Below are 25745 nucleotides of genomic sequence, written 5' to 3' on the forward strand. Positions count from 1 at the left end.
GAAAATGGCAAAAGTTTATTATGAGAAAGATGTAACAGTAAATGTATTAAAGGAAAAGAAAGTAGCAATCATCGGATATGGCTCGCAAGGTCATGCGCATGCGCAAAATTTACGAGATAACGGATTTGATGTAGTAGTAGGTTTAAGAAAAGGTAAGTCTTGGGATAAAGCGAATGAAGATGGGTTTTCTGTATATACAGTAGCAGAAGCAGCGGAAAAAGCTGATGTAGTAATGATTCTTCTACCTGATGAATTACAACCAGAAGTATATGAAGCTGAAATTGCACCAAATTTACAGGCCGGAAACTCTCTCGTGTTCGCACATGGATTTAATGTTCACTTTGATCAAGTAAAACCACCAGCTAATGTAGATGTATTTCTAGTAGCGCCAAAAGGACCGGGGCATCTCGTACGTCGTACGTTCGCCGAGGGCGGGGCTGTTCCTGCATTATTTGCCGTATATCAAGATGCAACAGGAGTTGCGACTGAAAAGGCACTTTCTTATGCTGATGGAATTGGAGCGACGAGAGCCGGTGTATTAGAAACGACGTTTAAAGAAGAAACAGAAACAGATTTATTTGGAGAGCAAGCTGTGCTTTGCGGCGGAGTAACTGCGCTAGTAAAAGCTGGATTTGAAACGTTAGTTGATGCTGGTTATCAACCGGAACTTGCATATTTTGAATGTTTACATGAACTAAAACTAATTGTCGACCTTATGTACGAAGGTGGACTTGAAAATATGAGATATTCAGTTTCAGATACAGCGCAGTGGGGAGACTTCGTATCAGGACCGCGCGTTGTGACTGAAGATACGAAGAAAGCGATGGGGACAGTATTAGCAGAAATTCAAGATGGTACATTTGCAAGAGGCTGGATTGCAGAGCATAAAGCAGGAAAACCAAATTTCCATGCGACAAATGAGAAAGAGAATGAACATGAAATCGAAGTAGTTGGACGTAAATTACGTGAAATGATGCCTTTCGTACAGCCGCGAGTAAAGGTAGGGATTAAATAATATGAAGCAGATTTTGTTCATGGATACAACGCTTCGTGATGGCGAACAATCACCAGGAGTAAATTTAAATGAACAAGAGAAGTTACAAATTGCTAGGCAATTAGAGAGGCTTGGTATTCATGTAATGGAAGCTGGATTCGCGGCAGCTTCCGAAGGTGACTTCCAATCGGTAAAACGCATCGCGAATACAATTCAAAATGCTACGGTTATGAGTTTAGCTAGAGCGAAAGAAAGTGACATTCGAAGAGCATATGAAGCTGTGAAAGGTGCTGTATCTCCTCGTCTACACGTATTTCTAGCTACGAGTGATATTCATATGAAATATAAACTTTGTATGTCAAAAGAAGATGTGTTAAATAGTATTCATCGTTCGGTTACGCTTGGAAAATCATTATTTCCGACAGTACAATTTTCTGCAGAAGATGCGACAAGAACATCGAGAGCATTTTTAGCTGAAGCAGTAGAAACTGCGATTCGCGCAGGAGCGAATGTAATTAATATTCCGGATACAGTTGGATATACGAATCCGGAAGAATATTATTCTCTTTTTAGATACTTACAAGAATCCGTTCCATCATATGAAAAAGCGATTTTTTCTTGTCATTGTCACGACGATCTTGGTATGGCAGTAGCAAATTCGTTAGCTGCGGTTGAAGGTGGAGCATTGCAAGTAGAAGGAACGATTAATGGCATTGGAGAAAGAGCAGGGAATGCAGCGTTAGAAGAAGTTGCGGTTGCTCTTCATATTAGAAAAGATTTTTATAAAGCAGAACCTTCGATGACTTTAAAAGAGATTAAGGCAACGAGTACATTAGTAAGCAGGTTAACGGGTATGGTTGTACCGAAAAATAAAGCAATCGTTGGAGCGAATGCATTTGCTCATGAATCAGGCATCCACCAAGATGGGGTTCTAAAAGAAGTAACAACTTATGAAATTATCGAACCAGCGCTTATAGGAGAATCTCAAAATCTCTTTGTACTTGGGAAACATTCTGGCCGTCATGCGTTTACGGAAAAAATGAAAGAGCTTGGTTATGAATTTACAAATGAAGAGCGAGATGCGGCATTCGAAGCATTTAAAAAATTGGCGGATCGTAAAAAGGAAATTACTGAGGAAGATTTACGCGCAATTATGCTTGGTGAAGCAGCATTTGCAGCCCAGCAATATAACATTACGCAATTACAAGTGCATTTCGTATCAAATAGTACACAATGCGCAACAGTTGTGCTGAAGGATGAGGAAGGAAATGTATATGAAGATGCAGCCACTGGTTCTGGTAGTATTGAAGCGATATACAATGCGATTCAAAGAATTTTAGGATTAGAATGTGAATTGGCAGATTATCGCATACAATCTATTACACAAGGTCAAGATGCACTTGCTCACGTTCATGTTGAATTAAAAGAAGGTAGTCACCAAATATCAGGTTTCGGAGTTGCGCAAGACGTATTGGAAGCGTCGGCGAGAGCTTATGTCCATGCAGCAGGGAAATTAAAATCTCTTATAGCGCTTGTGAAATAAATATTTGATAGGTGAGAGAAGCTTTCCTCACCTATCAAATCGAAGTTCTGAAAATTCAGTTAAAAGGAGTGTTAAAAATGGAAAAACGTATCGTTTGTTTAGCTGGTGATGGTGTTGGTCCAGAAGTTATGGAAAGTGCGAAGGAAGTATTGCATATGGTAGAAAGGCTATATGGACATCATTTTCATTTGCAAGATGAGTACTTTGGTGGTGTTGCTATCGATTTAACTGGGCAACCATTACCACAGCGAACACTTGCCGCCTGTTTAGCGAGTGATGCGGTTTTACTTGGAGCAGTAGGTGGACCAAGGTGGGATAGTGCGAAAGAAAGGCCTGAGAAAGGATTATTAGCATTAAGAAAAGGACTCGGTGTATTTGCGAATGTTCGCCCTGTAACGGTAGAAAGTGCAACTGCACATTTATCACCATTAAAAAATGCTGATGAAATTGATTTCGTTGTCGTTCGTGAATTAACAGGCGGAATTTATTTTTCTTATCCGAAAGAGCGAACGGAAGAAGTGGCGACAGATACACTTACGTATCATCGACATGAAATTGAACGTATCGTTTCGTATGCCTTTCAATTAGCAAATAAGCGGAAGAAAAAAGTAACATCTATTGATAAAGCGAATGTTTTAGAATCTAGTAAACTATGGAGAACTGTGACAGAAGAAGTAGCACTTCGTTACCCAAATGTGGAAGTAGAACACATTTTAGTAGATGCAGCGGCTATGGAATTAATTCGGAATCCAGGAAGATTTGATGTTATTGTAACGGAAAATTTATTTGGTGATATTTTAAGTGATGAGGCTTCAGTATTAGCTGGATCATTAGGAATGCTTCCATCAGCAAGTCACGCTGAAAAGGGGCCTTCATTATACGAGCCTATTCACGGATCAGCACCGGATATTGCGGGGAAAAATAAGGCAAATCCAATTGCGATGATGCGTTCTGTTGCAATGATGCTTGGGCAATCGTTCGGATTAACGAGAGAAGGATATGCAATTGAAGAAGCAGTTTCTGCAGTCCTTAAATCAGGAAAATGTACAGCAGATATCGGGGGGACTGAAACGACAACTTCATTTACAAAGGCAGTTATGCAAGAAATGGAAGAGCAAGCGTTAGTAGGGAGAGGAAAATAATGGGGAAAAGGTTACTAGATAAGCTTTGGGAAAGACATGTAGTTGCGACAAATGAAAATGGATTGGATTTATTATATATCGATCTACATCTTGTTCATGAAGTAACGTCACCGCAAGCCTTTGAAGGCTTGCGGCTTACAAATCGAACAGTCCGCAGACCAGATTTAACATTTGCAACAATGGATCATAATATTCCAACGAAAGATGTTTGGAATATTACCGATCGCATTGCGAAGCAGCAACTAGATACACTCCGGGAAAACTGTAAACAATTTCAGGTGCCATTAGCGGATATCGGAGATGAAGAGCAAGGGATCGTTCATGTTATAGGACCAGAACTTGGACTCACACAGCCAGGAAAAACGATTGTTTGTGGTGATAGTCATACAGCAACACACGGTGCTTTTGGCGCACTAGCGTTTGGTATTGGTACGAGTGAAGTGGAACATGTATTAGCAACGCAAACGTTATGGCAACGAAAGCCGAAAGCGATGGGCATTGAGTTAAAAGGAAAGTTACCGCAAGGTGTTTATGCGAAAGATATTATTTTACATCTCCTTTCAAAGTACGGAGTAGCAGTTGGAACAGGTTACGTAATGGAGTTTTACGGAGAGGCCATTCATGCTATGGATATGGAAGAGAGGATGACGCTTTGCAATATGGCAATTGAAGGGGGAGCAAAGGCTGGCATTATTGCACCAGATGAAAAAACGGTTGCTTACGTAAAAGGGCGTAAATATGCGCCGAAAGACTATGAATCTATTAAGGAAAAATGGTCAGAACTTTATACAGATTTAGATGCAGTTTATGATTTACATATTCTAGTAGATGTTACGGATTTAGCGCCGTACGTTACGTGGGGAACAAATCCTAGTATGGGTGTTCGGATTGATGAGAAATTGCCAGAAAAGCATGATGCAAATGACGAAAGAGCGTTTTCTTATATGGGGTTGAGTCCCGGACAAAGTACGTATGACATTCCAGTTCAACATGTTTTCATTGGATCTTGTACAAATTCTAGGCTTTCTGATTTAGAAATTGCTGCATCTGTCGTGAAAGGTAAAAAAGTAAAAGAAGGTGTGCGAGCACTTGTTGTACCTGGATCTCAAAGGGTAAGAGAAGCAGCGATGCATAAAGGATTACATCGCATATTTGAAGAAGCTGGATTTGAATGGAGAGAGCCCGGATGCTCAATGTGTCTAGGTATGAATCCAGATCAAGTGCCTGAAGGAGAACATTGTGCCTCTACGTCAAATCGCAATTTTGAAGGAAGACAAGGAAAGGGAGCACGAACGCATTTAGTTAGCCCGGCAATGGCGGCAGCGGCTGCGTTACATGGTCATTTTGTTGATATTAGAAAGGAGAGTTATGATGGAGCCATTTCGTATTCATAAAGGTACTGCCGCAGTACTGATGAATGATAACATTGATACAGATCAAATTATTCCGAAGCAATATTTAAAGAGAATTGAAAGAACTGGGTTTGGGAAGTTTTTATTTGATGAGTGGCGATATGATAATAATCGCCAAGAAAACCCTAATTTCCCGCTTAATGCGCAAGAAAGAAAAGGAGCCAGCATATTAATCACAGGTGATAATTTTGGATGTGGCTCGTCTAGAGAACATGCTCCATGGGCGCTTGCTGATTATGGTTTCCGCGTTATTATCGCTGGAGGATTTGCCGATATCTTTTATATGAATTGTATGAAGAATGGCATGTTACCGATTGTAATGGACAAAGATATGCGTGAACAACTTGCAAAAACAGATGCGAGGGAACAAATCACAGTTGATTTAGAAAATGAAATAATTATAACGAATATGCACAGATTTCATTTTACAATCGAGAAAATGTGGAAAGAGAAGTTATTGAATGGTTTAGATGAAATTAGTATTACAATGCAATATGAACAAGAAATAAAAGAGTATGAAAGAAAAGTGGCTTTATATTTAAAAAAGTGACGGAATATTAAAAATGTATTTACATTCAAAATTAACTGTTATATACTATGTGAAAATCAGAGGAGAAAGGGAGTAAGTATTATGAATACAATAAAATCTATTACAATGCTTACACAACTACATCATCATACATGAAACCCTTGAACCTAGCGTGAAAACGTGTAGGTACAAGGGGTATTCCCGTTGTACCTACACTCTACTGAAGAGCCTTGTAGGTATTTTGTCTACAAGGCTCTTTTTATTTTCGGCTTAGGTGAATGAAATAGGCATACATTAGAAGGGGAAAGGTGTGAAAATTCAGATGACAAAATGGAAACGGGCAAACCCGAATGGAACGAGAGATTATTTATTCGAAGAATGTACGTTAATTGAAGAAGTGGAGCAAAAATTAAGGCTTACTTTTTTAGAGAGAGGTTATGAGGAAATAAGAACACCTACAATTGAATTTTATGATGTTTTTGCATTTCAAAATAGACCGATAGATGAAGAGAAGATGTATAAATTTTTTGATGAAAAGGGAAGGATTATCGTTTTACGTCCAGATATGACAATTCCTTTAGCAAGAGTGATTGGAACACAGAGATGGGATACGCCACTTAAAGTGACGTATAGCGGGAATGTATTTCGAGCGAATGAATCCCATTCTGGAAAATATAATGAAATCGTACAAAGTGGTATTGAAGTTATCGGGATTGATAATGTAAGAGCTGAAATTGAATGTGTAATAAGTGTCATTCAAGCACTTCAAAAGTTGAAGGTGCAATCTTTTACAATTGAGATTGGGCAAGTACAGTTATATAAATGTATTGTAAAAAAACTCTCCATCCATGATGAAGAAGAAAGGGTACTTAGAACGTATATAGAAAGTAAAAATTATGCTGCCCTCTCAAATTTTATCGGAGAAAAGAAATTAGATCGATGCGATGAGACAGTAAGATTACTTGAGAAATTACCAAGGCTATTTGGAAATTTAGAAGTTATTGAGGAGGCAGAAAAGCTTGCTTCAAGTAATGAAATGAAAATGGCAATTGCAAGAGTAAAAGAAATGTATGAAACAATTGAAACGTTAGGATATGGTTCTTACATATCAATTGATTTGGGCATGATTCAACACTTAGATTACTATACGGGTGTTATTTTCAAAGGATATATATATGAAATTGGAGAAGAAATCGTTAGTGGCGGAAGATACGATGAGCTAATTGGGAATTTTGGAGAAATGCTGCCAGCTGTTGGACTCGCGGTACAAGTAAATCAAATTGTGAAGGCGCTGCAAGAGCAGCAAGAACCATATGAACGAAATCAAATTGATATTGTGATTCATTATGAGTTAAATAGATTAGCGGAAGCAGAAAGGTTACGAAATTTACTTCGAAAGGATGGGAAGAATGCTTGGTTATCTCTATTCTCTAATCTAAGCGATACCTTTCAATTTGCAAGAAAAAATAAAATAGGAACGGTCGTTGAGGCAAAGAATGAATATTTAGTGGAATATGTATGGAATGAGAAATGGGTAGTCCAGAAAGAAGGAGAGGCTTCATGCGTAACATTCAAATTGCGTTAACGAAAGGAAGATTAGAAAAACATGTCATTTCACTTTTTGAGCAGATTGGAATTGATTGTTTTGAGCTCAAAAATAAAGGTCGGAAGCTTGTATTTCAAAGTAAAAATACAAATGTTTCATTTATTTTAGTAAAAGCGGTTGATGTTGCTACTTATGTAGAACATGGGGTAGCTGATATTGGGATCGTTGGAAAAGATATTTTAATGGAAAACGAGAAAGATATTTATGAAATGCTGGATTTAGGAGTGGGGATTTGTAAGTTTTGTGTTGCTTCTATTCCTACGTATAATCCGAAGAGTTACCGGAAGAAAAGAATTGCTACGAAATACCCACATATTACTTCTACTTATTTTCATGATAAGGGAGAGGATGTAGAAATTATTAAAATAGAAGGTTCTGTAGAAATCGCTCCTCTTCTTGGATTGGCAGATGCGATTGTAGATATTGTTGAAACAGGAAAAACATTACAAGAGAATGGACTTATTGTATTTGAGGAAATGCACTCTATATCGGCTCGGATGATTGTAAATAAGGCAGCCTTAAAAACTAAAAAAGACGAAATATTCAGTATTATAAATATGATGGAGCAAGAAATCTTATCAGGGAAATAGGAGGACTTAAAATGAAAATCATTTATGAAGACTTTAAGGAGGCATTATCTAAAGTAAAAGTGCTAAGAGAAAACGCTAATATAATAGAAGAAACTGTTCAAAGAAGTGTAAGAGAAATCATTAGAAATGTAAGGGAAGGGAAAGATGAAGCTTTATCTTTCTATACAAAAAAGTTTGATGGTATAGAGATGAAAGATTTTCGTGTAAGTGAAGAAGAAATACAGCAAGCGAGTATGTTTGTAGAGAATTCATTTTTAGAAGCTTTAAAAGAGGCGAAGAAAAACATTGTTTCGTATCACGAGAAGCAAAAGAAGCACTCAATATTCGATTGTGAAAGTAAAGGGATAATTAGAGGGCAACTCATTCGGCCGTTAGAAAATGTAGGTGTATATGTACCGGGTGGGACAGCCTCATATCCTTCTTCAGTATTAATGAATGTATTGCCGGCGAAACTCGCAGGTGTGAAAAAGATTGTAATGGTAACACCGCCGAGGAAAGGAGGAATTGATCCGCATATATTAGCTGCTGCAAATCTTGCGGGAGTAGATGAAATTTATACGATAGGTGGCGCGCAAGCAATTGCTGCTTTAGCATACGGGACGGAATCGATTCCGAAAGTGGATAAAATAGTTGGACCGGGAAATTTGTATGTCGCTCTAGCGAAGCGAGAAGTATACGGAATAGTAAATATCGATATGATTGCTGGTCCATCAGAAATTGTAGTTGTCGCGGATGAAACAGGTAATGCAAAATATATCGCAGCGGATTTATTATCGCAAGCAGAGCATGACGAGAGGGCGACGGCGATTTGTATTACAACGAATATGGAACTAGCTAAAGAAGTAGAAAAAGAGATAGAAAGACAGTTAGAAACGTTACCAAGAAGTGAAATTGCACGTGAATCGATAAATAGAAATGGAGCCATCTTTATCGTTCCTTCTTTAGAGGAGGCACTAAAGTTATCAAATGAAATTGCTCCAGAACATTTAGAGTTACATATAAAAGAACCGATGAATGCTCTAGGTTATGTGAAACATGCAGGCTCTATTTTCCTTGGGCCATATGCACCTGAACCGCTCGGGGATTATTTAGCGGGACCGAATCATGTATTACCAACGAGCGGAACGGCAAGATTTTTTTCTCCGTTATCAGTCGATGATTTCGTGAAAAAATCAAGTTTTATTTCTTATACGGAGGAAGCATTAAAAAATGTACAGCATCATATTGCAGAGCTTGCAAATAAAGAAGGGTTACATGCACATGCGAGAGCAATCCAAATAAGGTTTGAGGAGGAAAAATAATGCGTCAGTCCAGTCAAGTACGTCAGACGACAGAAACAAAAATTAAATTAAGTTTGCAGCTTGATGAAAGTACAAATGTATCTATTCAAACGGGGGTTGGTTTTTTCGATCATATGATTACTTTATTTGCTAGACATGGAAGATTTGGATTGCAAGTTGAAGCAGAAGGTGATGTATTTGTCGATGCACATCACACCGTTGAAGATGTTGGAATTGTACTCGGAAATTGCTTGAAAGAAGCATTGCAAAATAAAGAGGGAATTAATCGTTACGGTTCTGCGTATGTACCGATGGATGAATCTTTAGGATTTGTCGCAATTGATATAAGTGGACGCTCATATTGTGTATTTCAAGGGGAATTAACAAATCCGAAGCTCGGGGATTTTGATACAGAATTGACGGAAGAATTTTTTAGAGCAGTTGCACATGCTGCCAATATTACATTACATGCGCGCGTTCTATATGGAAGTAATACACATCACAAAATTGAAGCATTATTTAAAGCTTTTGGTAGAGCACTTAGAGAAGCGGTCGAAAAAAATGCCAACATTACTGGTGTAAATTCAACGAAAGGGATGTTGTAATTGATTGCCATTATAGATTATGGAATGGGGAATATTCGCAGTGTAGAGCAAGCATTAAAATATATTGGGGCAGAGTACATTGTAACGAGTGATAAAGAAGAGATATTGAGAAGCGATGGCGTGATTTTACCGGGAGTAGGTGCATTTCCGAAAGCGATGGACGTATTAGAAGAAAGAGATTTAGTGTGTGTATTAAAAGAAGTTTGTGACATAGGAAAACCAATCCTCGGTATATGTTTGGGCATGCAACTTTTATTTGAACGAAGTGAGGAACTAAAAGATTGTAGCGGGCTAGGTTTACTACCAGGGGAAATTCGTAAGTTAAAAGTTTCGTATAAAATTCCTCATATGGGATGGAATGAATTAAGGAAGGAAAGAGAATTTCCGCTTTGGAATGGATTAGTGGATGGTTCTTTCGTGTATTATGTTCACTCATATTACGCGGATTGTCCAGATGAAATTGTATGCGGAGTAAGTGATTATGGAATGCAAGTACCAGGGTTTGTAGCGAAAGGAAATGTATTTGGTGCACAGTTTCATCCAGAAAAAAGTGGCGAAATTGGCATGCAAATATTAAAAAATTTTCAAGGGGTGGTAGAAACATGGAAATCTTCCCAGCTATCGATTTAAAAGAAGGACGATGCGTTAGACTTTATCAAGGAGAGTTTAGTAAAGAAACGGTGATGAATGAAGATCCGGTAGCGCAGGCAATCATATTTGAAAAGCTTGGAGCGGAAATACTACACATTGTTGATTTAGACGGTGCAATTGCTGGCGAGTCGTTAAATTTGCCCGTCATTGAAAAAATCTGCAAGGCGGTACGTATTCCTGTGCAAGTGGGAGGAGGAATTCGTTCACTTGTAGCGGTGGAGGAGTTATTGTCAGTAGGTGTAGAAAAAGTGATTTTAGGAACAGCAGCTCTTTATGATAAGTCATTTTTAGAGGAAGCAGTTCGTCTATATAAAGAGAAAATTATTGTTGGAATTGATGCGAAAAATGGTTTCGTAGCAACGAGAGGTTGGCTTGATCTGTCTGAAATTTCTTATATTAGTTTAGCGAAACAAATGGAAAGTTTAGGTGTTCAAACGATTGTGTTTACAGACATTTCGAAAGACGGGACGCTTGCAGGGCCAAATTTTGAACAATTGGTGTTACTTCAAAAAAGTGTGGGCATTCGTCTCATTGCCTCTGGAGGAGTGGCATCTATTCAAGATGTGAAAAAGTTAAATGATATGAATATATATGGTGTCATAATTGGAAAGGCGCTTTACGAGAAAACGATTGATTTAGAAGAAGTGTTACAGGTAACGAAGTTATGTTAGCGAAACGAATTATTCCATGTCTAGATGTGAAAGAAGGGCGAGTCGTAAAGGGTGTAAATTTTATAGGATTACAAGATGTCGGTGATCCGGTTGAAATAGCTGAAGCATATAACGAGGCAGGGGCAGATGAAATCGTATTTTTAGATATTACAGCGACTCATGAAGGAAGAAAAACGATTATAGATGTTGTAGAAAAAACAGCAGCTAAAGTATTTATTCCTCTTACGGTTGGCGGGGGGATTTCAAGTGTGAAAGATATGTACAATTTACTAAGAGCTGGAGCAGACAAAGTTTCAATAAACTCAGCGGCAGTGCGAAACCCGAAGCTAATAGAAGAAGGGGCAGAACACTTTGGATCACAATGTATTGTCGTGGCAATTGATGCTAGAAAAGTTGCAGAAGGTAAATGGAACGTATACGTCAACGGCGGAAGAGTTGACACAGGAATGGATGCCATAGAATGGGCGAAGCGTGTTGTTAAACTCGGGGCAGGTGAAATTTTGTTAACGAGTATGGATGCAGATGGAACGAAAAGCGGATATGACCTTCGTTTAACAGAAGAAATTTCAAAAAGTGTTTCCATTCCAGTCATCGCATCAGGAGGCTGTGGTCATACGGATCACATTATAGAAGTTTTTCAAAAGACAACAGTTGATGCAGCGTTAGCGGCATCCATCTTTCATTATGGTGAGGCGACAGTGCAGAGTGTAAAGCGAAAATTAAGAGATGCAAATGTTGAGGTGCGATTATGAAACCTAATTTTTCAAAAGGATTAATACCGGCAATTGTCGTCGAAGAAGGTACGAAAGAAGTTTTAATGCTAGCTTATATGAATGAAGAAGCATATGAAAAAACGTTAGAGACGAAAAGAACATGGTTTTACTCTCGTTCGAGGCAGTCGTTATGGAATAAGGGAGAAACATCAGGGAATGTTCAATATGTGCAATCTCTATACTTAGATTGTGATCAAGATTCAATTGTTGTGAATGTGAAACAAGTAGGACCTGCTTGTCATACGGGGGAGAAGACATGTTTTCACTATCAAATTATATAGGGGGATACATATGGAAAATGCCTTTAAGTTGCTGTATAAAACAATTGAAGAACGAAAGGAAAGCCCACTTCCTGAATCGTATACAAATTATTTATTTTCAAAAGGAGAAGATAAAATTTTAAAGAAAATTGGTGAAGAGTGTGCTGAAGTAATTATCGCATGTAAAAATAATGATAAAGAAGAAGTAGTGAAAGAAATGGTTGATGTATTTTATCACTGTTTCGTTTTATTAGCTGAAAAAAATATCGCATTGGAAGATGTCATGCGAGAGGTGAAAGAACGAAATGGAAAGCTTTCGAGAATTGGGGATAGAAGGGAAATAGATACATTATAAGGGGGAATGTATATGAAAGTAGATTATCATCTTCACTTAGAAGAAGGACCGTATTCAATAGGGTGGCTTGCTAAAATAAATGAAGCGTTGGAATGTTATGAACCGCTTCAAGAAAGGCATTCTATTGATTGGCTTATGAAAACACAAGAGCGTTTGCAAAAGCGTGTGAAGGAAGGGCCATTTACAACAGAATGGATAGATCTATATTTAGAAGAAGCTGTGCGAAAAGGAATAAAAGAAGTGGGAATTGTTGATCATCTATATCGTTTTCATGAAGCAAAAGGATATTATGAAAAATATGTAGATATTAGTGATTCTAAGCTCGGTCGTATACAGAAAGAATGGTTAGATCAAGTAAGGGTAGTTTCACTGTATGATTTTACAAAGGCAATTGAAGAGGCGAAAGAACGATGGAGTAAAAGAGGTGTCACACTTAAACTTGGAATTGAAGCGGATTATTTTATTGGTTGTGAAGGAGAGTTAAAAGAATTATTAGCGCTAGGAGACTTTGATTATGTAATTGGTTCCGTTCATTTTCTAAATGGCTGGGGATTTGATAATCCAGATACGAAAGAATATTTTGAGGTGCATGACCTACGCGCATTATACGATACGTTTTTTAAAACAGTTGAGAGTGCGATTCGTACCGAGTTATTTGATATTATCGCTCATCTAGATAATATAAAGGTATTTAATTATCGATTGGATGAGAATGAACAGCTTTCTTATTATGAGGAAATTGCCTGTGCGTTAGTAGAAACGAATACGGCAACAGAAATAAATGCAGGATTGTACTATCGTTATCCTGTTCGTGAAATGTGCCCAAGTCCACTATATTTACAAGTATTAGCTAAGTATGGTGTTCCAATTACGATTTCTTCGGATGCCCATTATCCAAATGATTTAGGGAACTATGTACAAGAAAATGTACAAACACTACGAGCTCACGGTGTTACTCAGGTTGCAACATTTACGAAGCGAGCAAGAGTAATGAGGTCGCTTGAAGAAGAAGTAACAAATTCAAAATGAAACGCAATTTTTTGATGAAAACCACCCTTTTTGTTCAAAATAAGAAAGAATGAAAAGGAGGGTAAGAAATGGCGAAACAACAAAATAAACAAAATGTACAAAATGTACAAGTTGCACAGCAACAAGCTTATACTTCTGAAACGAATGCTGCATCTCAATCGGTTATTGAGGAGCAAATTAGCGATACGGTTGCAGAAGGAACGATTGATGTGAAGCTCGGAAAAGAATCGCAGGAAAAAGCGTAAGAAGAGGGGAGAGTTGCATCTCCTCTTTTTTTATGGAAAAGTGTCGATTTTCAAAACTATAATCAAATTCCTTGGTTTTTATATGTGGATTTCTTACAATGAAATATAAGAGATATCTTATTTTCTATAGAAGAGGTGTTAGTAGTGGCAAAAATATTAGTAGCGGGAAAAATTCCGGAAATTGGATTAGAACTATTAAAAGATCATGATGTAGAAATGTACGATAAAGAGGAGTTAATTTCTATAGATGAATTAACAGAGCGTGTAAAAGATAAAGATGCATTGTTAAGTTTACTTTCGACAAAGGTGCCAAAAGAAGTTATTGATGCAGCGCCTCATTTAAAGATTGTTGCAAACTATGGTGCTGGTTACGACAATATTGACTACACGTATGCGGGTGAAAAAGGAATTGCAGTAACGAATACACCGAAAGTATCAACGGAAGCGACTGCAGAATTAACATTTGCACTTCTTTTAGCAGCGGCGCGTAGAATTCCTGAAGGGGATACGTTATGTCGTACGACTGGATTTAACGGATGGGCACCGTTATTTTTCTTAGGACGAGAAGTCCACGGTAAGACAATCGGAATTATTGGTCTTGGAGAAATCGGGAAGGCTGTTGCAAAACGTGCGAAAGCATTTGGAATGGATGTTTTATATACAGGGCCAAATCGTAAGTTTGAAGCTGAAAGTGAACTGGGAGCAACGTATGTGACGTTGGAAAAATTATTACAAACAGCAGATTTTATTACAATTAACTGTGCTTATAATCCGAAATTACATCATATGATTGATGAAGAGCAGTTTAAAATGATGAAGAAAACAGCGTATATTGTAAATGCTTCACGTGGACCAATTATGAATGAAGCAGCACTTGCTCATGCATTAAAAACGAATGAAATTGAAGGGGCAGCTCTTGATGTGTTTGAATTTGAACCGAAAATTACAGAAGAGCTAAAAGAGTTAAAGAATGTAGTACTTGCTCCCCACGTAGGGAATGCAACGTTTGAAACTCGTGATGCGATGGCTGAAATGGCTGTCAGAAATATTTTAGCTGTATTAAACGGCGAAGAGCCAGTAACACCTGTAAATCAAAAGGTATTAGTCACAAAATAAAAAGAAGCCTTCCGGACTCGGAAGGTTTTCTTATTTTTCTTTATTCGCTTTTTTAGACGGTCTTTGTCTAATGAATTGAGATAACATGTACAAAATATATAGTGGAATGGCAATGAATAAGAAAACAGAAAAATTGCCAAATCCTGTTTGATACATTGTAATAATGATTCCAACTAAAAATAGTGTAATAATGATGCTATATCGTGGAATTGGTACATCTTTTAAACTTGGGATACGAATGCGGCTCACCATTAAAAATGCGAACGTTACAAATACGGTAATAAGAACGATTTTTGGAATGGTATGTGAAAATAATGTTAAGAAAGCAACAAGCCCTCCCGCTGCTGTAATCGGTACTCCAGTGAAATATTTCATTGAAGTAGAAGATGGTGTTACATTAAATCGTGCTAAACGATATGCTCCGAAAAGAGGGAATAATCCCGCTATGTATAATCCGATGATTCCGTAGTTTGAGAAAGATGTGTAATACATTAAAACAGCAGGTGCTGCACCAAATGTTACGACATCTGCAAGCGAGTCGAGCTCTTTTCCCATTTGTGAATCAACACGTAATAAACGAGCAACACGACCATCAAGACTATCTAACATCATCCCGATAAGTACTAAAATAGCAGCTGATTTATAATATCCTAAAGATGCATAGCCGATTGATAAAAATCCGCTATATAAATTTCCGAGCGTAAATAAGTTTGGAATAGCTGCTCTATACAAAATCTGATCCCTTGCTTTCTGTAATAAATTCTTAATTAGTGTATGAAAGTTTACTTATTTTATCATACCATAAATTTATTCCTCATACGAAAGAAATTACCAATTTGTGAAAGATTTCATAGAAGGATGAGGAATAAATTAAGTGAAAATAAAAAGAGGAAGCAACTTGTATAAAGTTGCTTCCTTTACTATTCAAATTTCGTTGTCATCGTTCCGGTTTTATATCGATTATTAGGATCGAAACGTAATAAATCTCCATAAATTAATTTATCGGAGAGTTTTAATTCTGTTTTTGCTTTTTCAATATACGGCTGACATAGCGTCATGTCAGCTTCTTCACCCGTACTTCTTTTGTAGCACATATTTTTTGTATAAACATACTCTTCAGAAACAAAGCTACCATCACGCATTACCATAAGCGGGTCTTTTTCTTTAATAAATAAGTCAGTTCCAAATTCAACGGATTTATTTGTTTTAATACCAAGTAAATGAAGGAGCGTTGGTTTAATATCAATTTGACCAGATACTTTAGAAACAACTTTTCCTTCTTGACCAGGCACATGAATAATAAGAGGAACGCGTTGTAATTGCATAGAATCGAATGGTGTAATAGTATCTTTTCCTAGGAACTGTGCCATAGCTGCGTTATGGTTTTCGGAAATACCATAATGATCACCATAAATGACAATAACGGAATTATCATACAGTCCTTCTTCTTTTAATTGTTTAATAAATAATTTAAGAGCTTCATCTGTGTAACGAACAGTTGGGAAGTAGCGGTTTACAACACCACTTTCTGAGTTGAATTCATCAACATATTGGTCTTCCGGATTTAGAAGAAACGGAAAATGATTTGTTAATGTAATAAATTTTGTATAGAACGGTTGCGGTAAAGATTTTAACTTTGGAATAGATTGTTCAAAGAACTCTTTATCTTTTAATCCCCAACCGACAGACATTTGTTCCGTTCCTGCGTAATCATTTAAATTAAAGTAACGATCATATCCAAGCGCAGGGTACATTACATCCCGATTCCAAAACGTTTTATCATTTGAATGGAAGACGGCAGAAGAATATCCGTATTTCTTTAATTGTTCTGGTGTCGCTGTGTATTCATTTGTTGCATGAGTAAAGAATACAGAACCACGATCTAGCGGATAAAGTGAGTTTTCAACGATAAATTCGGCATCAGAAGTTTTGCCTTGTCCAGTTTGATGATAGAAGTTATCGAAATAGAAACTATCCTTAATAAATTCATTTAAAAATGGTGTAATTTCTTTTCCATTTATTTTTTTATTAATAACAAAGCTTTGCGTAGATTCCATTGAAATTAAAATTACATTTTTACCTTTTGCAGCTCCAAATAATTTTTTATCAACTTGTTTGTCTTTTGAGTCTGTATAGTTTTTGATTTCAGAAAATCCATCCCCACTTGCAAATACACGCTCAGCTGAAGACTTGGATTGAAGCGTAATATCAAATAGATGATATGTGTATAAACCTAAATTCTTCACGACAGTTTGACGGTCAAATGAGCGTGAGAACATTTGTGGTTTATAAATAACTGATACAACAATTTGTAGTGCTAATAAAGCTGTTACACCGCTAAAGAAAGTTCGCTTCTCTGAGCGGGAAAGTGGTGTTTTGTCACCAAATGATGGGAATTTACGCGAAATAAACATTAAAATAATTGCATCTGCAAATAAAAGTAATGTTTTGTACGTAAAGAGTTCTTTTATACTTGTCCCTAAATCAGCCATATTGTTTGTTTGGAATAAAACCGGGAAAGTAACGAAATCGTTATAGAACCCATAAAACATTGCGTTTCCAAATAAAATAAATGACAGTATAAAACTGATTCCAATTATAATTCGGTTTCGGTGCTTAGATGCAAGTAAAGCTAAGCCGAAAAATAAAAGTAACGCAGCTAGTGGATTAATAAAAAGCATGAATTCTTCAAAGAAATTATCAATTTTAATATCAAATGCTAGCTTGTACACAATATATGTTTTAATCCATAGTAAAACGACTGCAACGAGTGCAAATCGCAGTTTTGGAAACAGATGTTGTAGCATAATATACTCCTCTCCTAAAAAGCATGACAGTTCTTGTGAGTCAGTTTGCTTAACGACTCATTATATATATACGAACAGCCCTTTGTTATTATGATTATTATACTATGAGTATCATTATACGAAAATAAAAGAGAGTTGTGGGCTTTTTTATAATAATCGAGTAGAAAAAGAGTGGTGGGAGACAATAAAACAGAATTTCTATGTATGATAATTATCGTACGCAGAAAGAATCGCGTGATAATACGGAGGTTATAATGCGGAAATTATTATATTTTATAGCATGCGGTATTGTTATACTTTTTACCTCACCGAGTGTGTCAATAGCTCAATATGATGCACCTCTTATGGAAGATGCACTTTATTCTGTTTTATTTCCAAAAATAAATAAAGCAATTGAAAAACAATATGGAAGTTTGAAACCGTATCAATGTCCTAAAATTATTAGTTTAAAAAAAGTGTATAGCGGTACATATTTATTTCAAGCAAGTATTGAAGTGACAAAGTATGAACGTGTTGCTGGGAAAATTGCTCCGCCATTTGAGAAGGTAACGATTACATTTAATAACGAAGAAGGCGAATGGGAAGTGACAAAGATTTCAGTAAAGCGCTTACCAAACGATACAAAGTTAAACTGTAAAAAAACAATATAAAAAATTGTTTGACAAATAAAATGGTCCTTTGGTATTGTTAATAGCAACAATTAGATGTTTGAAAATTAAATAGACTTACCTCATCTACTCTCAAAGGTAGAGGCCGCGATAGGAAAGAGTAAGCTATGGGAGATTTAATGGAATCTGTGATCATAGGTTGAAAGGGACTATTGCCGAAATATAAGAATAACCATCTTATTCATATATTGGGACTGCATTGAATAAATGTAGTACTGTCATAAGATTTATTTTATGGAGAGCTATTTGGAGATGTTGATGCGGTTTCTTATTTTGAGGAGATAACAACTCGTTTATTTTTTCAATATATATTTTTCCTAATAAGAAACGCGTGTGAACATTGTTCCGCGCGTTTTTTGTCTATCTAAAAGCGTGCTGCAATGAATAGAAGATTGGGGTTATGAGTTTTAGAGGAAATAAGGGAGGAATTTAAATGTATTTACACGGCACAAGCCGAATTAATGGGCAAGGACACTTAGAAATTGGAGGGTGCGATACGACGCAGCTAGCAAAGCAATACGGAACACCACTTTATGTATACGATGAAGAGTCTATTCGAGGAAAATGCCGAGCGTTTCATCGTGCTTTTAAAGAAAGTGGTTTCTCTTATCAAGTAGCATATGCAAGCAAGGCGTTCTTGTGCATGGAGATGTGCCGAGTAGTTCGTGAAGAGAATATGTCATTAGACGTTGTTTCTGAGGGAGAATTATATACTGCGCTCCAAGCAGGATTTCCAGCATCACGTATTCATTTTCATGGAAATAATAAAACAGAAGAAGAAATAGTGATGGCTCTTCAGGCGAATATTGGTTGTTTTGTCGTAGATAATTTCTTTGAATTAGAAGTTTTACACGATTTAGCGATGCAACATGGGAAATTTGTGAACATATTAATTCGTGTAACGCCTGGAGTAGAGGCGCACACACATGAATATATTACAACAGGCCAAGATGATTCGAAATTTGGATTTGGCGTTTCAAACGGTCAAGCGATGCAGGCAATTGGATTTGCTTTACAAAAATCAAATTATAATGTGCTAGGGATTCATTCACATATCGGATCGCAAATATTTGAAACAGCTGGTTTTGTTCGAGCAATTGAAGTTCTTCGCCAATTTTTAGAAAAAGTGAGAGAGCAAACAAACTATGTAGTAAAAGTGTTAAATGTAGGCGGGGGATTTGGAATACGCTACACAGAGTCGGATACACCATTAACTCTTGAGACATATGTGCGAGCTGTAACAAGTGCAGTGAGAGAACAATTTACTGTATGTGAATATCCATTGCCAGAAATATGGATTGAACCAGGCCGTAGCATTGTAGGTGATGCTGGGACAACAATTTATACAGTTGGATCTGTGAAAGATATTCCTGGTATTCGGAAATATGTATCAGTCGATGGTGGAATGACAGATAATTTAAGACCTGCTTTATATAGTGCGCGTTATGAAGCGATGTTAGCGAATCGAGGGAATGATGAGAATGAGGAACTCGTTTCGATTGCCGGGAAATGCTGTGAGAGTGGAGACATGTTGATTTGGGATATTCATTTACCGAAAGTCGCTGCTTCTGATTTACTAGCAGTTTCCTGTACAGGAGCATACGGGTACTCGATGGCGAATAATTACAATCGGATTCGAAGACCAGCCGTTGTCTTTGCAAAAGGCGGAACATCGCAAGTAGTTGTGGAACGCGAAACATATGAAAATATTATTGGGAACGATCGCATACGTATTAAAGAGCTTGTCTAAATAGAAAAAGGAGTTGTTCGGATGGGCAATTCCTTTTTTGTAAAATAAAATAATTAAAATATATCGGAAAACTAGGATTGAAAAAAATCAGAATTGTGATAAAATACAAATACAAAGCTTATCAAGAGAAGCGGAGGGAACTGGCCCGAAGAAGCTCGGCAACCTGCTTATAGAAAGCAAGGTGCTAAATCCAGCAAAATGGAATCCATTTTGAAAGATAAGGTAAAATATATTACCGAACAGTCTTTTCGAAATGGGAAAGATTTTTTTTATGAATAAAAAGGGGGGCTGTTCGCGTGAGTGTACGGGAACATTTTGATGAAGTATCCGAGAAGATTGAAGCGATGCTTGCTGATATGAAATATGGTTCGATTACAATTGTTGTGCAAGATGGAAAAGTAATTCAGTTAGAGAAAAGTGAAAAAGTACGTTTAAAGTGAAAAGCGCTGACTAGAAAAACTAGAGGCGGTTTTAACCTATTTCATTAGGTTAAAACCGTCTTTTTGCTTTTACAGGGGGAAAAAACATGTTGACGTATGAAACGTGGGAAGAAAATGTTGTTTCATTTTCGGAAGAAGATGAAACGAAAGGTGCGCTATCAGTATTAAAGTGGGCTTATAAAGAATATAAAGATGAGATTGTCTACGCATGTAGCTTTGGGATGGAAGGTATGGTATTGCTGCACCTTATAAACCAAGTAAATCCATCTGCTAAAGTTGTATTTTTGGATACAAATGTTCATTTTCAAGAAACGTATGAATTAATTCAAAAAGTGCGGGAACGATTTCCTTCATTGAATATTATAGAAAAACAGCCAGAACTTACACTTGATGAACAGGCGAAGTTGCATGGTGAAAAACTGTGGGAGAGCAATCCGAATCTTTGTTGTAAGATTAGAAAAATTTTACCTTTAGAAAAATCATTAGTCGTGGAAAAAGCATGGATATCGGGCTTAAGAAGGGAACAATCAGAAACACGTAAGCATACAAAGTTTATAAATCAAGATCATCGTTTTCAATCTATTAAAGTTTGTCCACTCATTCATTGGACGTGGAAAGAAGTTTGGCGATATGTATACAAACATAGCTTGCCGTATAACCCGTTGCATGATGTTGGCTATCCAAGTATTGGATGTGAGAAATGTACGTTACCTGTAGGGGATGGTGGCGATTTAAGAGATGGTAGATGGGCTGGAAAAATGAAAACTGAATGTGGTCTTCATTACCAATAAGATGAATCTTGAAATAAAACTAAGAGAGGATATAGAAAAATGAGCATAGTAAACGAATTAGTAAACCGTATAGATGAGACATATGACGTATCACAAATTGAAAAAGAAATTAAATTAGACAATATTGCGTTAAGTGATTTAGAACTATTGGCGACAGGTGGATATAGCCCGCTTACTGGTTTTTTAGGGAAGGAAGATTATGATTCAGTTGTAGAAACGCTTCGTTTAGCAAATGGTAGTGTGTGGAGTATACCGATTACATTACCGGTAACAGAAAAAGTCGCAGAAAGCCTGAAGGCTGGAGAGGAAGTAAAGCTTGTCAACAATGGAAATATATACGGTGTCATTCAAATAGAAGATATTTTTGTACCAGATAAAGAAAAAGAAGCGTTACTTGTATATAAAACAACGGATGAGGCTCATCCAGGAGTGAAAAAATTATATGAACGACCAAACGTTTACGTTGGAGGAACTATTATTCTAACAAAACGCTTTGAAAATAATCAATTTCCTTCTTATCATTTAGACCCAATTGAAACGAGGGAAGCATTTAAAAAACGTGGGTGGAAAACAGTGGTCGGATTTCAAACGAGAAACCCGGTACATCGTGCCCATGAGTATATTCAAAAATCTGCTCTTGAAATTGTAGATGGTCTCTTTTTAAATCCACTCGTTGGAGAAACGAAATCGGATGATATTCCTGCTGATGTAAGAATGGAAAGCTATGAAGTACTCCTTCAAAACTATTATCCGAAAAATCGTGTCTTTTTAAGTGTATTTCCTGCTGCAATGCGTTACGCAGGACCAAGGGAAGCTATATTTCATGCGTTAGTAAGAAAGAATTTTGGATGTACACACTTTATTGTAGGGCGTGATCATGCTGGAGTAGGAGATTATTACGGAACATACGAAGCGCAAGAAATCTTTACAAATTTTACGATAGAAGAGTTAGGAATTACACCACTATTCTTTGAACATAGTTTTTACTGCACGAAATGTGAAGCGATGGCTTCAACGAAAACATGTCCGCACGGAAAAGAAGATCATGTTATTTTATCGGGTACGAAAGTAAGAGAATTATTAAGAAACGGTGAGATTCCGCCAAGTACATTTAGTCGTAAAGAAGTAGTAGAAGTGCTAATTAAAGGTTTAAAAAAAGAAGTAGTAACAGAATAGGGAGAGAACGAGATGGATACGAATATTACTTGGCATACAGCTTCGGTTTCAAAAGATGATAGAAGAGTGAAGAATGGACATCACAGTTTTGTAATTTGGTTTACTGGTTTATCAGCTTCGGGTAAATCTACAGTAGCGAATGCGGTCGCTCGTAAACTGTTTGAAAAGAATATTGGAAATTATGTGCTGGATGGGGATAACATTCGCCACGGTTTAAATAAAGACTTAGGATTTTCTGAAAGTGATCGCATGGAAAATATAAGACGTATTGGCGAAGTGGCAAAGTTATTTGTAGACCAAGGAGCAGTTGTCCTTACAGCATTTATTTCACCATTTCGAGTAGACCGCAAACAAGTAAGAGATTTATTAGCGGCAGATGAATTTATTGAAATTTTTGTGAAGTGTCCGATTGAAGAGTGTGAGAAACGTGATCCGAAAGGGCTTTATAAAAAGGCAAGAAAAGGTGATATTAAGGATTTCACAGGTATTGATTCGCCTTATGAAGAGCCAGAGCAAGCAGAATTAATTGTAGAAACGCACAAATATTCTATTGAAGAATGTGCAGAACAAATCGTGAAGTACTTACAAGAGCGTAGTTTTATATAGGGGGATAAACAATGAGTTATGAAAAAGTATGGGCTAACAATGAAAAATTAAATCAGACCGAGAAAAATAAATTAGAAAAAGATGGCTTAGAAATTTTTAATGATATTCCTTACTATGCGGAAAATGGTTTCGAATCTATTCCGAAAGAAGAGTGGGATGCCTTTAAATGGGCAGGCTTGTATTTACAAAGACCGAAAGAAGCTGGTTATTTTATGATGCGGGTAAATATTCCGTCAGGGATTATTACAAATGCACAGGCAGAAGTACTTGCTTCTATCGCTGAAGATTATGGACGTGATGTAATAGATATTACGACGAGACAGGCGATTCAGTTTCACTGGTTAGAAATTCAGCAAATTCCAGATATTTTTAAAAGATTAGCAAGAGTTGGGTTATCTTCAGCGGGGGCTTGTGGTGATATAACGCGGAATATTACAGGTAATCCGCTTGCTGGAATTGATGCAAATGAACTATTCGATACAACGCATATTGTAAAAGAAGTATATGATTACTTCCAACATAATGAAGAGTTTTCTAACTTGCCACGTAAATTTAAAATGTCTATTAGTTCTAATATTTATAATTCAGCAAACGCAGAAATTAACTGTGTTGCATTTACGCCTGCAACGAAAGAAATAGATGGTGAGAAAAAAGTTGGTTTTCATATAAAAGTAGGTGGAGGATTATCAGCTCGACCGTATTTAGCTGATGAATTAGATGTGTTCGTTTTACCAGAAGAAGTGAAGGCGGTGGCGATTGCGATTGCTACTATATTCCGTGATTTTGGATATCGTGAAAAACGTCATTTAGCTCGGTTGAAATTTCTTGTTGCGGACTGGGGAGCAGCGAAATTTAAAGAGAAACTAATAGAGTATACAGGGCCTTTACAAAGTAAAGGGGAAAGTGCACTCAAAGGATGGAATGCAGGCTATTTTTATGGTGTTCAAGACCAAAAACAAAAGGGATTAAAGTATGTAGGTTTTAATGTACCGGTAGGTCGTTTACATGCAGAAGAAATGTTTGAGATTGCAAGAATCGCAAAGCAATATGGAAATGGACAAATTCGTACATGTAACTCGCAAAACTTCATTATTCCGAATGTTCCTCCGGAAAATGTAAAAGGATTACTTAGTGAACGGCTGTTTGAAGCGATATCTGCTAGCCCGAAATCATTTATTGGTCATGCGGTTTCATGTACCGGTATTGAATATTGTAATCTTGCACTAGTAGAAACGAAAGAAAGATTACGAAAAATTGCAGAATACTTAGATACACAAATTGCACTCGATGTTCCAGTTCGAATTCATATGGTAGGCTGCCCGAATTCATGTGGTCAACGTCAAATTGCTGACATTGGGTTACAAGGGGTGAAAATGAAAACGAAGGAAAAAGGCATTGTTGAAGCGTTTGAAATATACGTAGGTGGAACGTTGTTAGATGGTGGTGCTTATAATCAAAAGTTAAAAGGAAAAATAGATGGCGAAGATTTACCAGATGTACTTGCATCATTTATAAGTTATTTCAAAGAGAATAAATTACCAGCCGAGACATTTTATGATTTTGTAGGTCGTGTTGGTGTAGATACATTACAAATAGCGTTAAATAACGTGCTAGAAGAAGTAATAGCGTCTTAGGAGGGACGATATGGATTTATATCGATTTGAAGCTGTGTTAGTAAATAGTATTGTTCCGATTGTTGTTGTTGCTCAAAGTGAAGAACAGGCATTTAAGCTTGCGGAGATTGAGCTTGAAAAGCATTTTTTACCGTTGCCAGAGGTAAAAGAGATTTCTTTGTTTGAAAAAAAGAAGATTCGAAAAGGTGGGGCATTTGTTATTCATGAGTAGAGATCAGTAATACGAAAAAATAAAAACTTCCATTCTTATATACGAATGGAAGTTTCATTTTAATAGAAGAAATGAGGAGAGATGATGGGAAAGGTTTATATTGTTGGAGCAGGTCCTGGCGATCCAGATTTAATTACTGTTAAAGGGTTGAAATGTATTGAGAAGGCAGATGTTATTTTATACGACCGACTTGTGAATAAAGAGCTGCTTTCACACGCAAAGCCTGGCGCGGATTTAATTTATTGCGGAAAACTCCCGAATTATCACACGATGAAGCAAGAGACAATTAACACGTTTCTTATTAAGTATGCGAAAAAAGGAAAAGTTGTAACGAGGCTTAAGGGTGGCGATCCATTTGTGTTTGGTAGAGGGGGAGAAGAAGCTGAAGCATTAGCAAAGCAAGGTGTACCATTTGAAATCATTCCTGGTATTTCAGCTGGAATAGCTGCTCCTGCTTATGCGGGCATTCCAGTGACGCACCGTGATGCAAGTGCAAGTTTTGCTATTGTGACTGGGCATAGGAAAGAAGGTGCTGAAGAAGAAGTGAAATGGGAAAGTTTAGCGAAAGGTGTAGAGACTTTAGCGGTATATATGGGGGTTAGTAATTTGCCCTACATATGTGAGCAACTTATGAAGCATGGAAAAGATAAAAGTACGCCAGCTGCTATTATTGAGCAGGGGACGACGTCTATGCAACGCACAGTTGTTGGAACGTTAGGGACAATTGTAGATGTTGCGAAAAAAGAGCAAATTCAAAATCCGAGCATGATTGTAATTGGAGAAGTTGTCCGTTTTAGAGAAAAAATCCATTGGTTTGAGAAGCAAACAGAAAATGCTTATCAAGTAAGTGGAGTGTTGTAA

General features: G+C 37.0%; 28 protein-coding genes and 2 riboswitches. Of the genes, 26 read left to right on the plus strand and 2 right to left on the minus strand.

Annotated features, from left to right (window positions below; genetic code table 11):
- Positions 1-4: 4 nt before the first annotated feature.
- From ilvC to JFU02_RS26575, 17 genes are all read left to right on the plus strand, one after another.
- Complete coding sequence (ilvC, locus tag JFU02_RS26495; protein WP_061666726.1) at positions 5-1015, plus strand: ketol-acid reductoisomerase; 1011 nt, start codon at positions 5-7, stop codon at positions 1013-1015.
- A 1-nt stretch (position 1016) separates the two neighbouring features.
- Complete coding sequence (leuA, locus tag JFU02_RS26500) at positions 1017-2537, plus strand: 2-isopropylmalate synthase (protein WP_042972357.1); 1521 nt, start codon at positions 1017-1019, stop codon at positions 2535-2537.
- A 77-nt stretch (positions 2538-2614) separates the two neighbouring features.
- Positions 2615-3679, plus strand: coding sequence for a 3-isopropylmalate dehydrogenase (gene leuB / locus JFU02_RS26505; protein WP_000415385.1), 1065 nt, complete (start codon positions 2615-2617; stop codon positions 3677-3679).
- Positions 3679-5073, plus strand: coding sequence for a 3-isopropylmalate dehydratase large subunit (gene leuC, locus JFU02_RS26510; protein ID WP_000518099.1), 1395 nt, complete (start codon positions 3679-3681; stop codon positions 5071-5073). The genes leuB and leuC overlap by 1 nt, the downstream gene beginning before the upstream one ends.
- Positions 5051-5641 (plus strand): 3-isopropylmalate dehydratase small subunit, encoded by a 591-nt coding sequence (leuD, locus tag JFU02_RS26515; protein ID WP_061666725.1) that lies wholly within the window; start codon positions 5051-5053, stop codon positions 5639-5641. The genes leuC and leuD overlap by 23 nt, the downstream gene beginning before the upstream one ends.
- 301 nt (positions 5642-5942) lie before the next feature.
- On the plus strand, positions 5943-7205 hold the full coding sequence (locus tag JFU02_RS26520) for an ATP phosphoribosyltransferase regulatory subunit (protein ID WP_000170292.1): 1263 nt from the start codon (positions 5943-5945) through the stop codon (positions 7203-7205).
- Positions 7181-7816: an ATP phosphoribosyltransferase gene (hisG, locus tag JFU02_RS26525; protein WP_001244496.1), complete on the plus strand. Its 636-nt coding sequence runs from the start codon at positions 7181-7183 to the stop codon at positions 7814-7816. Before JFU02_RS26520 ends, hisG begins: the two co-directional genes overlap by 25 nt.
- Positions 7817-7827: 11 nt before the next feature.
- On the plus strand, positions 7828-9117 hold the full coding sequence (gene hisD, locus JFU02_RS26530; RefSeq protein ID WP_000692517.1) for a histidinol dehydrogenase: 1290 nt from the start codon (positions 7828-7830) through the stop codon (positions 9115-9117).
- Complete coding sequence (gene hisB, locus JFU02_RS26535; RefSeq protein WP_001249963.1) at positions 9117-9701, plus strand: imidazoleglycerol-phosphate dehydratase HisB; 585 nt, start codon at positions 9117-9119, stop codon at positions 9699-9701. The genes hisD and hisB overlap by 1 nt, the downstream gene beginning before the upstream one ends.
- Positions 9702-10331, plus strand: coding sequence for an imidazole glycerol phosphate synthase subunit HisH (gene hisH, locus JFU02_RS26540; RefSeq protein ID WP_000560352.1), 630 nt, complete (start codon positions 9702-9704; stop codon positions 10329-10331).
- Positions 10304-11023 (plus strand): 1-(5-phosphoribosyl)-5-[(5-phosphoribosylamino)methylideneamino]imidazole-4-carboxamide isomerase, encoded by a 720-nt coding sequence (hisA, locus tag JFU02_RS26545; protein WP_086790438.1) that lies wholly within the window; start codon positions 10304-10306, stop codon positions 11021-11023. The genes hisH and hisA overlap by 28 nt, the downstream gene beginning before the upstream one ends.
- Entirely contained in the window at positions 11017-11775 is a 759-nt protein-coding gene (hisF, locus tag JFU02_RS26550) for an imidazoleglycerol phosphate synthase cyclase subunit (protein WP_000880109.1), read from the plus strand. The genes hisA and hisF overlap by 7 nt, the downstream gene beginning before the upstream one ends.
- Complete coding sequence (gene hisI, locus JFU02_RS26555; RefSeq protein WP_000803966.1) at positions 11772-12077, plus strand: phosphoribosyl-AMP cyclohydrolase; 306 nt, start codon at positions 11772-11774, stop codon at positions 12075-12077. The genes hisF and hisI overlap by 4 nt, the downstream gene beginning before the upstream one ends.
- A gap of 10 nt (positions 12078-12087) precedes the next feature.
- Complete coding sequence (gene hisE / locus JFU02_RS26560; protein ID WP_000426354.1) at positions 12088-12411, plus strand: phosphoribosyl-ATP diphosphatase; 324 nt, start codon at positions 12088-12090, stop codon at positions 12409-12411.
- Positions 12412-12423: 12 nt separating this feature from the next.
- A complete protein-coding gene (locus JFU02_RS26565; protein WP_000861840.1) occupies positions 12424-13440 on the plus strand; it encodes a histidinol phosphate phosphatase domain-containing protein in 1017 nt (338 codons plus the stop codon).
- A 68-nt stretch (positions 13441-13508) separates the two neighbouring features.
- On the plus strand, positions 13509-13685 hold the full coding sequence (locus tag JFU02_RS26570; protein WP_001118890.1) for a DUF4025 domain-containing protein: 177 nt from the start codon (positions 13509-13511) through the stop codon (positions 13683-13685).
- 144 nt (positions 13686-13829) lie between these two features.
- The gene (locus JFU02_RS26575; RefSeq protein WP_001062833.1) at positions 13830-14801 is read left to right on the plus strand and encodes an NAD(P)-dependent oxidoreductase; all 972 of its coding nucleotides are present in this window, start codon (positions 13830-13832) and stop codon (positions 14799-14801) included.
- 30 nt (positions 14802-14831) lie between these two features.
- Here JFU02_RS26575 and pssA read toward each other — a convergent pair whose 3' ends face one another.
- Both pssA and JFU02_RS26585 read right to left on the minus strand, forming a co-directional pair.
- Positions 14832-15533 (minus strand): CDP-diacylglycerol--serine O-phosphatidyltransferase, encoded by a 702-nt coding sequence (gene pssA, locus JFU02_RS26580; protein ID WP_000285417.1) that lies wholly within the window; start codon positions 15531-15533, stop codon positions 14832-14834.
- Between the two features lie 188 nt (positions 15534-15721).
- Complete coding sequence (locus JFU02_RS26585) at positions 15722-17608, minus strand: LTA synthase family protein (RefSeq protein ID WP_061666722.1); 1887 nt, start codon at positions 17606-17608, stop codon at positions 15722-15724.
- A gap of 254 nt (positions 17609-17862) precedes the next feature.
- On the opposite strand from JFU02_RS26585, the gene JFU02_RS26590 reads away from it, so the two are divergent.
- The 9 genes from JFU02_RS26590 to cobA all read left to right on the plus strand — a co-directional run bounded on the left by JFU02_RS26590 (position 17863) and on the right by cobA (position 25745).
- Complete coding sequence (locus tag JFU02_RS26590) at positions 17863-18258, plus strand: DUF3888 domain-containing protein (RefSeq protein WP_001228817.1); 396 nt, start codon at positions 17863-17865, stop codon at positions 18256-18258.
- 89 nt (positions 18259-18347) lie between these two features.
- Positions 18348-18529: riboswitch (Lysine riboswitch) on the plus strand.
- Positions 18530-18709: 180 nt separating this feature from the next.
- Complete coding sequence (gene lysA / locus JFU02_RS26595) at positions 18710-20026, plus strand: diaminopimelate decarboxylase (RefSeq protein WP_201071896.1); 1317 nt, start codon at positions 18710-18712, stop codon at positions 20024-20026.
- A gap of 115 nt (positions 20027-20141) precedes the next feature.
- A riboswitch (SAM riboswitch) is annotated at positions 20142-20250 on the plus strand.
- Between the two features lie 72 nt (positions 20251-20322).
- Positions 20323-20466 carry a YezD family protein gene (locus JFU02_RS26600; RefSeq protein ID WP_000116158.1) on the plus strand — a complete coding sequence of 48 codons (144 nt, stop codon included), beginning with the start codon at positions 20323-20325 and terminating at the stop codon, positions 20464-20466.
- An 86-nt stretch (positions 20467-20552) separates the two neighbouring features.
- A complete protein-coding gene (locus JFU02_RS26605; protein WP_097820684.1) occupies positions 20553-21257 on the plus strand; it encodes a phosphoadenylyl-sulfate reductase in 705 nt (234 codons plus the stop codon).
- Between the two features lie 39 nt (positions 21258-21296).
- Positions 21297-22433, plus strand: a complete 1137-nt coding sequence (gene sat / locus JFU02_RS26610; RefSeq protein ID WP_000029491.1) for a sulfate adenylyltransferase — start codon at positions 21297-21299, stop codon at positions 22431-22433.
- A gap of 12 nt (positions 22434-22445) precedes the next feature.
- Positions 22446-23039 (plus strand): adenylyl-sulfate kinase, encoded by a 594-nt coding sequence (gene cysC, locus JFU02_RS26615; protein WP_000380491.1) that lies wholly within the window; start codon positions 22446-22448, stop codon positions 23037-23039.
- Between the two features lie 11 nt (positions 23040-23050).
- Positions 23051-24673 carry a nitrite/sulfite reductase gene (locus tag JFU02_RS26620; protein ID WP_086406012.1) on the plus strand — a complete coding sequence of 541 codons (1623 nt, stop codon included), beginning with the start codon at positions 23051-23053 and terminating at the stop codon, positions 24671-24673.
- Positions 24674-24683: 10 nt separating this feature from the next.
- Entirely contained in the window at positions 24684-24884 is a 201-nt protein-coding gene (locus JFU02_RS26625; protein WP_000366914.1) for a DUF3906 family protein, read from the plus strand.
- An 84-nt stretch (positions 24885-24968) separates the two neighbouring features.
- Positions 24969-25745: a uroporphyrinogen-III C-methyltransferase gene (gene cobA, locus JFU02_RS26630; RefSeq protein ID WP_000521260.1), complete on the plus strand. Its 777-nt coding sequence runs from the start codon at positions 24969-24971 to the stop codon at positions 25743-25745.

Origin of the sequence: Bacillus sp. TH13 (assembly GCF_016651175.1) — a bacterium.
GTDB classification, from domain to species: Bacteria; Bacillota; Bacilli; order Bacillales; family Bacillaceae_G; genus Bacillus_A; species Bacillus_A thuringiensis_S.